5 protein-coding genes and 2 pseudogenes are annotated in these 8,725 nt (G+C 56.7%); 5 read left to right on the forward strand and 2 right to left on the reverse strand.

Annotation, left to right across the window (positions count from 1 at the left end; genetic code table 11):
- Window positions 1-427 precede the first annotated feature (427 nt).
- Window positions 428-1,165: a sugar transferase gene (locus tag TW83_RS16450; protein WP_239441409.1), complete on the forward strand. Its 738-nt coding sequence runs from the start codon at window positions 428-430 to the stop codon at window positions 1,163-1,165.
- A 127-nt stretch (window positions 1,166-1,292) separates the two neighbouring features.
- Here TW83_RS16450 and TW83_RS16455 read toward each other — a convergent pair whose 3' ends face one another.
- Window positions 1,293-3,530, reverse strand: a complete 2,238-nt coding sequence (locus TW83_RS16455; RefSeq protein WP_045983868.1) for a PAS domain-containing protein — start codon at window positions 3,528-3,530, stop codon at window positions 1,293-1,295.
- Window positions 3,531-3,921: 391 nt separating this feature from the next.
- Here TW83_RS16455 and TW83_RS16460 point away from each other — a divergent pair.
- Window positions 3,922-4,296, forward strand: a pseudogene (locus TW83_RS16460) (transposase); the annotation flags it as partial.
- Window positions 4,297-4,550: 254 nt separating this feature from the next.
- On the opposite strand, the gene TW83_RS16465 reads toward TW83_RS16460, so the two are convergent.
- Complete coding sequence (locus tag TW83_RS16465) at window positions 4,551-5,579, reverse strand: IS110 family transposase (RefSeq protein WP_045983869.1); 1,029 nt, start codon at window positions 5,577-5,579, stop codon at window positions 4,551-4,553.
- 375 nt (window positions 5,580-5,954) lie between these two features.
- Between TW83_RS16465 and TW83_RS20815 the strand changes: the two genes are divergently transcribed.
- From TW83_RS20815 to TW83_RS16485, 3 genes and pseudogenes are all read left to right on the forward strand, one after another.
- Complete coding sequence (locus TW83_RS20815) at window positions 5,955-6,356, forward strand: hypothetical protein (protein ID WP_157001698.1); 402 nt, start codon at window positions 5,955-5,957, stop codon at window positions 6,354-6,356.
- 98 nt (window positions 6,357-6,454) lie between these two features.
- Entirely contained in the window at window positions 6,455-8,257 is a 1,803-nt protein-coding gene (locus tag TW83_RS22330; RefSeq protein ID WP_157001700.1) for a calcium-binding protein, read from the forward strand.
- A gap of 101 nt (window positions 8,258-8,358) precedes the next feature.
- Window positions 8,359-8,725 (forward strand): annotated as a pseudogene (locus tag TW83_RS16485) (IS5 family transposase); the annotation flags it as partial.

Here is an 8,725-nt window from a genome sequence, read left to right on the forward strand (position 1 = left end):
CAATGAGTCTGGACCCTAGCAGAAGACGTCGTTTCATGGTTGTCCTCACATCTGCCACCGGTGGGTGCCGCTCGAGCAGATTGGCAACTGCTGCCTCGATAAATATTAACCTTCATCACGAACTGCCGTTCCAAATATGTGGTTGTGCCGATCAAATTAGTTAACAGGCCTCATCATCTCCCGGGTGAACGCGGATATAGACCACAGTAAACTCTTATGGTGATCTATGTTAAAAAGCTCTTGGATTCAACCAATTGACGTAATCTAGGTGCCGTACCGTTGTGGGATCCTAAAATCTGACCACGACCGCCCGACGTTAACCAACTGTCACTTTTTGTGGGTAAGACCGGGGCCGGTTCGGTTGAAACGTAGACAATTTTATTCAATTGGTAATGGATTGTTCGTTTTTGTGCGTAAGGGGTGAGCCGTGTCCAGCTCAGAGAGATCTTCCATCGAATGTTCAGCAGGTAGGGACCGTCGCCCGCCCATCGGCGCATTGACGCTTGATGGTGATACATCGAGTCGATCCAGATCCGCGAAGGAACCCCTACCTCTTGGTGGCGCGAGCAAGCGCACCCTTGATATTGCGTTGATTTTGCTCGTTCTGCCGTTTCTAGGCCTGCTGATGCTCGGATTGGCGCTGCTCATTAAGCAGCGCGATAAGGGGCCGATGCTTTACGGTCATCGCCGCATTGGCTTTGACGGTCGTGAGTTCAACTGCTGGAAGTTTCGGACCATGGTCGTCAATGGCGATGAGGTTCTGGAGCAGCATCTGAAAGAAAATCCTGAAGATGCGGTCATATGGAGCGAGCAACGCAAGCTCACGAACGATCCACGTGTCACGCCCATTGGGCACGTGCTGCGGAAATTGAGCTTGGACGAACTCCCCCAGCTTCTGAACGTCCTGAAGGGCGAGATGAGCCTGGTCGGTCCGCGTCCGATCGTGCGGGACGAGTTGGCTCATTATGGTAGCACAGCGCGTTACTACCTGGCGACCCGACCAGGTCTGACGGGACTGTGGCAGGTCAGTGGACGAAGCAATACGACTTATGCAGAGCGTGTCCGTATGGACCGCCATTACGTGGTGCAGTGGACCTTGCTGAGTGACCTCCGCATCATCGCCAGGACCGTGCCTGCACTGATAACCTCCAAGGGGGCCCGATAGGTCACATGTAGAGCGTCGTAATTATTTGCTAGCGCGGAAGACCTGATTATTCCAAATGTTCAGGTCTCCCAAGCTACCTTGATTGGACCGATCGCAGTTTGCTGCAGTTCCAGGTGCGCATCTTGAGCTAGGAGATAGATGGCCGCGTCGGAGAGATGAAGGTCTCGAGTTGTGCTCGACTGACAGGCTTTGCCAAGAAGACGATGTTAGCCAAACCTTCGTTGGCAGACAGCTTTTCTTGGTTGTAGCCGGACATAAGGGCAATGCGGATGCCGGGGTGGGTCTTCGAGATCGCGCAGGCAAGGTCCAATCCGGACTCTCCCGGCATCACCACATCGCTTATCAGCAGATCCAACCCGCTTTCACGATTGATGATGTCCCGTGCCTCCCTGCCGTTAGCTGCGATGAGCGTATCGCAACCCAACGAGTTCAGCATTCGCGCAATCACCCGTGCGACCGCCGGTGTATCATCGACCACAAGCGCTTTTCGTTTCTTTTCCGGAATGGCTGCCGCGGCTGGAGCGTCGCCTTCCACATGCCGCGTGTCGACAGGCGCAATGGGGAAGAGCATGGAAATGGTCGTACCCTTCCCGGCCGTGCTGGAAAGCGTCACGAAGCCGCCCATCTGTTCGAGGTAACCGCGCACACGTGACAGTCCAAGACCCGACCCCTGGCCGGGTGAGCGTGTCGTGAAGAACGGCTGGAACACCTGTTCATGCAGATGCTCCGGGATACCGGAGCCGGTATCGGCGACGGAAAGGCATACCCATGCTTGAGTTGCTCCCCCATTGGGATGCGCACGGTGTATCACGCCGAGCATTATCCGAATGGTGCCCGATCCCTCGATCGCATCGCGGGCATTGAGGGCCAGGTTCAGGAGGCAGCTTTCCGCCATGGCTGCATCTATCAAAACCGGCGGAACAGCGGTCTCCACCTCCAATTCGATTTTGATGCGCGATGGGATAGCACGTCGCACAAAAGGCGCCCAGGATTGCAGGAAGCGGCCTAGATCCGCTGTCTGCGGCGTCAGCTTCGACTTTCCTGCAAAGGCAAGAAGGCTATCGTTCAAGGACTTGCCGCGCATCACTGCATCGCGGGCCTCCGAGATCAGTATTCTGGCCTCGTCGGGATCAGCGGTCAGTTCCAGTAGCTCGACGTTCCCCAGGATCACTGCAAGCAGATTGTTGAAATCGTGGCTGACGCCCCCTGCCATCTGCCCGATCAATGCCAAGCGCTCACTTCGCTGACGTTCTTCAGCACTATGCCTTTGCTCCGTCACATCGTTGATGAGCACCACCGCATGCCCGTGCCCGTCATGTTCACCCGCCAGCGGCACGGCAACGCATTCCAGTATCTCCTGGCGTCCTGAACGGTGGTGTCGCGCCTCAAATTGGCAAAGCTGCTGCGCTGCAAGCCTATCGCGCACATGGTCGATACTGGGGATGCAATCCGTCTCCTGCATCACCTCTTTCAGGGTCTTTCCCAACAGCTGCTGCCCATCCTGATCCTGAAGTGCGATCGCCGCGGCGTTCGCATACATGATCGGCCAGAAGTCGATGGCGCCTTCACGTCTCTCAAGCATGACCGCGCCCGTGGTCATTGCGTCTATGGCTGTCCTGAACAGCCGAAGATCACGCTGTTCGCTCACCTCGCGGGTCACGTTCCGGAAGTGGACCGCGATGCCTGTCTGAGCAGGATGAACGGTCACATGAAACCAGCTCTCCAGCGGAGCGAAATAGGCTTGGAATGACTCCGAGTGTCCCGTTTCACTGACAGTCCGGTAAGTCCGCTCGAAGATCGTGCCGCGAGATTCGGGAAATTCCTCCCAGATACACTGCCCGACAAGCTCGGTAGGGGGGCGGCGGAGCATCTGTTCTGCAGCCACATTTACGAATGTGAATTGCCAACTTCTATCAAGCAGGAAAAAGCCGTCGGTCATCGTGCGCATAACGAACGATAGCTCCGCCTGTGCACGCATTTGCTCGTCGATCGCAGCGCGTTCCCGACTGATGTCCTGGAAGGCACCCTGCAGCGCCACCACGCGCCCATCCTGCAGGATCGCCTCACCGATGGTTCTGGCCCAGAACAACCTACCTGTCATGGAGCGGCACTGCACGTCCAGGTTCCACGACGCTCCGTTGGCAAGGCAGGCGTTGACTGCTTCTGTGACTGCTTGCCTGCTTTTTTCGACGTAGAATGACAGGGCAAAGTCCAGACCGAGTTCCGTTCCCACCGGAACAGCAAACAGATCGTGGAGAAGTGGCGTCCATTCAACGCGATCCTCACCAACGCGGTAATACCACGCGCCGGTCTGGCCGGCGGCGCAGGCGCCTCTCAGAAGACGAAGCTCGTCATGCTGATCCATCGTCAAAGGGTCCCTTTAAATGCGGTCAGATGCCCAAAGGGTTACCGACTGAAATCGTCTTACCACTTTCTTAGGGTTCAGCCGTATCAACTCGCAGATGTAAAATAGTGTTAGGAGTGTGTGACGTGTTTCCGTCGGCGGCAAGACAGGATGCCGATTTTCAGGCTTGCCGGCATGCTTCGCTGGATATTCCGGCGGTAGCGCAAGGGTTAGTCATGCCATGAGACTGAAACCCGACCGCCAGAAAGGAGGCAGGCCCCAGGCCTTTGGCGCGCTCTGGGCTCTTGCGACAACCGGCGACCGTACTCATCGCTTGATGGCGAAATGACGAGGCCTTGTTGACGAAAGGATTCACCGGGCGCGCTGATCGTGATTCAAGCTGGTATCTGTGATGGAGACCAGCTTGGCACGAGATTTGATGTCGGACGAAGAGTGGGCTTTTCACGAGCGCTTCATTCTGGCCGTCCGAGTGCCGAACGGGCGCAAACCTACCAACCATCGGCTCTTTCTTGATGGGATTTTCTGGAGTGAGGCATGAGCCGCCACTGGTTCAAGGCCATGCCGAACGCGGACAGGCTCGCCGTGGCGTGACTTGCCGGCAGAGTTCGGGAAGTGGTCCAGTGTCTACCGCCAGTTCCGACGCTGGACCCTGGCGGGTTCGTGGGAGCAGATCCTGGAGGTCTTGCTCGAAAGCCGGATCGTGCCGGACGCACTTCAGATGATCGACAGCACAGTGGTCCGCGCCCATCATCAGGCAGCGGGCGCAAACGTATGGTCCGCCCCGTCTGCAAGCGGCAATTTTTGATAACATGATCAGTCTGCACAAACGTATCCGGCATGTCGGCACAAAGGCCGCCGCCAAGATGGAGATCCGCGCGTCACAATCCTCATAAAGGGGCCGGCCTCGGTGGGCCATTTTGCGCCGGAGGTTTTTGCAACGCCGATCAACTGTCAGGCCATCTTCCTTTCACCACTCGCAGCTCGTTGCGCCCGGCTGTGTTCAAGACGGGCGCGTGTTCCTCAACCGGCCGCCTGCGGCACGGCTTCATAATTTCGCCCGTGCCGCAGAAGCGCCCAGACAGTGCGGGCCATCTTCGCCGCAAGGGCGACAACAGCGATGTTGGGATGGGTGCGCACAAGCAGCGCACGCAGCCAGGCGCCTATTGCTGTATTCGCCTTCGCCAATGTTGGCATGGCAGATCGCGCGCCTTGGATCAGCATCTTGCGCAGGTATCGACTGCCGCGCTTTGTGATCCCGAGCAGCTTTGGTTTGCCGCCTGTTGTCGCCTGCCTCGGCACCAGACCCAGCCAGGCGGCCAGATCGCCTCCTTTCGTGAATGTCGCGGCGTTGCCGACAGCGGCGACCAATGCGGTGGCGTTCAGCGCACCGATGCCCGGAATGCTTGTCAGCCGCCGTGCTCGCTCATCGGTCCGAGCCATGGCCGAGAACTCGGCGTCAAAAGCGGCAATGCGGCGGCCAAGCTCGTCCCACCGCGTGCGCATGTCGCCGAGCAGGAAAGCCATGCGGGCACTGAGGCTGCACGTGGCGGGGTCCAGCAGGTCAGCGAGCAAGTGACGCAACCGGGCATGGCCCTGTGCCGCAACATGTCCCCGTTCCAGCAGAAGGCTCCTGATTTGGTTGGTCAGCGACGTGCGTTCTCCGACCAGCCGATCCCGCACCCGATGCAGCGTCTGGACGTCGAGCTGCTCCTCGCTCTTGAGTTCGACAAAGCGCATGGTGGGACGGGTTGCCGCTTCGGCAATTGCCTCAGCGTCGCGATCATCATTCTTCTGCGCCTTTACGTAAGGCCGGACATATTCCGGCGACATCAGCCGGACCTCATGCCCCAGTGCTGCCAGCGACCGTCCCATGTGATGAGCGCCGCAACACGCCTCCATGGCCATGATGCAGGCCGGCAGCTTCGACGCGAACGCGATGACGCTGTCACGACGCAATCGCCGTCGAACCACCACTGTCCCCAGGCTGTCGAGACCGACGATGCTGCAGCTGTTCTTGCCCAGGTCGATGCCAACGATCACAATGCTCATGGTCCGCTCCTTCCTCCATTGAACACCGACATCCTACACGGAGATCGGCGGGAGGGGCGGACCATCCATAAAGGGGGCTGAGCACCAGCTGCGCGTCAGTCAGCCAAAAAAGGTCGCCCATATCACCACTCCCTTTCCGGGCCGTGAGGCGCGCCGCAGAACGGAAACCAATTCATCCTCACTTTAGTCAACGCACATGTGTAGATTCAGGGGGTTAGGGGGCTATCCGGAGACTCCGGCCGTTCACCAGCCGCAACTTTTAGTGCAGTGTATAGCCGAATTGAACTTGACAGTTTGTTAACTAATAAGCAGAGTAAAATCACATTTAATCAACCTAAGAGATGTTATGAGGTCCTTGCAAGGGGGTGGTGGCCTATGCTGGTTCCAATGATTATTGCAGGCATCGTCACCGGGACGTTCGCCGCACTGATGTCTCTCGCTTCAGGTACCGGCATAATATTTGCCGCCTACATTTATGCCGTAGCTGGAGGTTTTGCCGTTTTAATATCCGCGATTCTTTTCTCGCTACGATTTATAATTTCGAAGATTTGGTGGAGCTTGAATATTGACTTAAGAGTCAATCTAATTATCGCGCACATCGCATCGATTTCAGTATTTATTTTTCTATCGGCGGTAATATTTGGATTCAGCGGAAATTTTTATGGATCACTTGCGGCTCTAGCAGTAGGTGTGCTTGGGATACCTGCATGGCTCTCCTACTCTTTTGATAATTTTGTAGCGAAAGGTGAGGGTAGATATGCTGATGATTATCTGTAAAGTTGAGAAGCTCTTGTCTCCGATATAAGCGGCGCTAATTGCTGCTGCATAGCTTCGGCATGACATATAATATATAATTCATTTTGAAGGAGTACGATTTGCCGCTCTCTCATAATCACTCAGAGCACAAACGATCAGGTGTGATTGGGACAGATTATGCTGATACCATTCACGGCGGGACTGGGGTCGTCGATATTCGCGGGTGGGCTGGCGATGATGTGCTCTTCGGAGGGGTTCGGGGCGGCTTAATATCTGGAGGCCGCGGTAATGATACTATCCATGCGTTTGGGTATGGGGCGCCGCTGCCACAGCAGTTCCAAACTCATGCCTATGGAGACTGGGGCAACGACACCTTCTATCTTGGCATGGCTCGCTACAATGGTGATACTTACGCCGCCAGGTTCGGGCACCATCTGTTTGGTGGCCACGGGGCGGACAGATTCGTTTTTTCGGGGGTGGCACAGGGCGACCAGCAGATTACTGGAAGGATTGACGATTTTGATCCGACACAGGACTCGATCTGGATCAAGAATGCCCTGGTGAACCTTTATGATCCTCCCGACAATATCCGGATTGTCCAGCATCTCGGCCAACAGTGGATCCTCATCGACAATCGCATTCTTTATGCCCTTGAGGGTGCGCGGCACGCCTCTCCGACGATTCAGTCCGACGGGCGAAACTCCGAGTCCTCGGAGGAAAACCACTTTATCTACTGGCCCAAAGAATGGGCAGATGGCGTGCCGGCGTCGGCGGATGTGGTCTATCGAAACCCCGTTAATTTCATTCCGGCGCGCTTCCTGCCGGTCGAGGCCCAATATGATCATCAGTTCAGCCCAAGAAACCATATCTTCTCTGGTACCGCCCGCAACGACCGTATTGAAGGATCTCCCGATCGTGGACAAAGTCTCTTCGGTTTTGGCGGACATGATTTCATTTTTGGAAATCGGGGAGACGACACGATTCACGGCGGCGAAGGGAGCGACTACATCGATGGGTATCACGGTCATGACCGCATCTTCGGCGGGGTAGGAAATGACTCCATCGACGGCGGAAGAGGTCACGATATAATCGCCGGGGGATTGGGTAACGACGTCATCGCGGGGGGATCGGACAATGACACATTGCACGGGGCCTCCGGCGACGACACAATTTTCGGGGGATCAGAAAATGATCTGATCTTTGGAGATGCCGGGAATGACGCTCTTTATGGGGGCAGCGGTAATGATCGACTGAATGGCGGTTTTGGCGCCGACATCTTGGATGGCGGCGATGGTCACGATCGACTCTGGGGCGGGGTGGGTAATGATCGGATGCTTGGAAAGTCAGGCAACGACTGGCTTCACGGTGGCGATGGCCATGACCATCTGTATGGCGGATGGGGTAATGATACTGTCGTTGGTCATCACGGCAATGACCTAATCTCCGGCGGTCCAGGAAACGATCGACTGTTTGGCAACTCAGGCAACGACCATCTTTATGGTGATGCCGGTGATGACTATCTGAATGGCGGTTACGGTAACGACATTCTGGTCGGTGGGGTGGGCCGGGATACCATTGCTGGTGGGGCGGGCACAGACAGACTGCATGGCGGCGCAGATGCCGACAGATTCGTATTTTTTAGTCAGAACGATAGCCGTCCAGGTCAGGGGCGGGACGTCATCGTCGATTTCACGCCAGGCGAGGATAAGATAGACCTCTCCCGGCTAGACGCCGATCTGAGCAGAGCGGGTAACCAAGCCTTGATCTTCAACCCCAATGGACCTGCGGAGCATGCTGTCTGGCTGATCCGCGAGGAGAGCGGCATTTCGGTTCGTGCCGACCTTGATGGGGACGGCGTTCAGGATTTTGCCGTTTGGTTAGCCGGCGTTCAGCGGATGGGCGCTTCGGACTTTATCCTTTAGGTGCGAAGATGGACGGCTAGCGCGTTGACTGCCCCCTACGCTCCAGACCCATTGATTTCAGGCGTTTGGCATGATTCAGGCTCCGCCAGGAGACCTGATCGATGAGCAATCTTTACTGGCTGAGCGATGCCCAGATGGAACGCCTGAAGCCGTTCTTTCCCAAGAGTCATGGCAAGCCCCGCGTCGATGATCGCCGCGTTCTCAGCGGCATAATCTTCATCAACCGCAATGGGTTGCGGTGGTGTGATGCGCCGAAGGAATACGGGCCCGCCAAGACCCTCTACAACCGTTGGAAGCGCTGGAGTGACAACGGGGTCTTCGCCCGGATCATGGTCGGCCTGGCCGCTGAGAGCGCCGATCACAAGACGATCATGATCGATGCGACCTATCTCAAAGCACACCGCACGGCGTCGAGCCTGTGCGTGAAAAAGGGGGGCGCGCACGCCAAATCGGGCGGACAAAAGGCGG

The organism is Paracoccus sp. S4493, from assembly GCF_000967735.1.
GTDB classification, from domain to species: domain Bacteria; phylum Pseudomonadota; class Alphaproteobacteria; order Rhodobacterales; family Rhodobacteraceae; genus Paracoccus; species Paracoccus marcusii.

Excerpts from the sequence above, each read along its gene's own strand:
- TW83_RS16455 (WP_045983868.1), bottom strand. The coding sequence starts at position 3,530 with ATGGATCAGCATGACGAGCTTCGTCTTCTGAGAGGCGCCTGCGCCGCC.
- TW83_RS16465 (WP_045983869.1), bottom strand. The coding sequence starts at position 5,579 with ATGAGCATTGTGATCGTTGGCATCGACCTGGGCAAGAACAGCTGCAGC.
- TW83_RS20815 (WP_157001698.1), top strand. The coding sequence starts at position 5,955 with ATGCTGGTTCCAATGATTATTGCAGGCATCGTCACCGGGACGTTCGCC.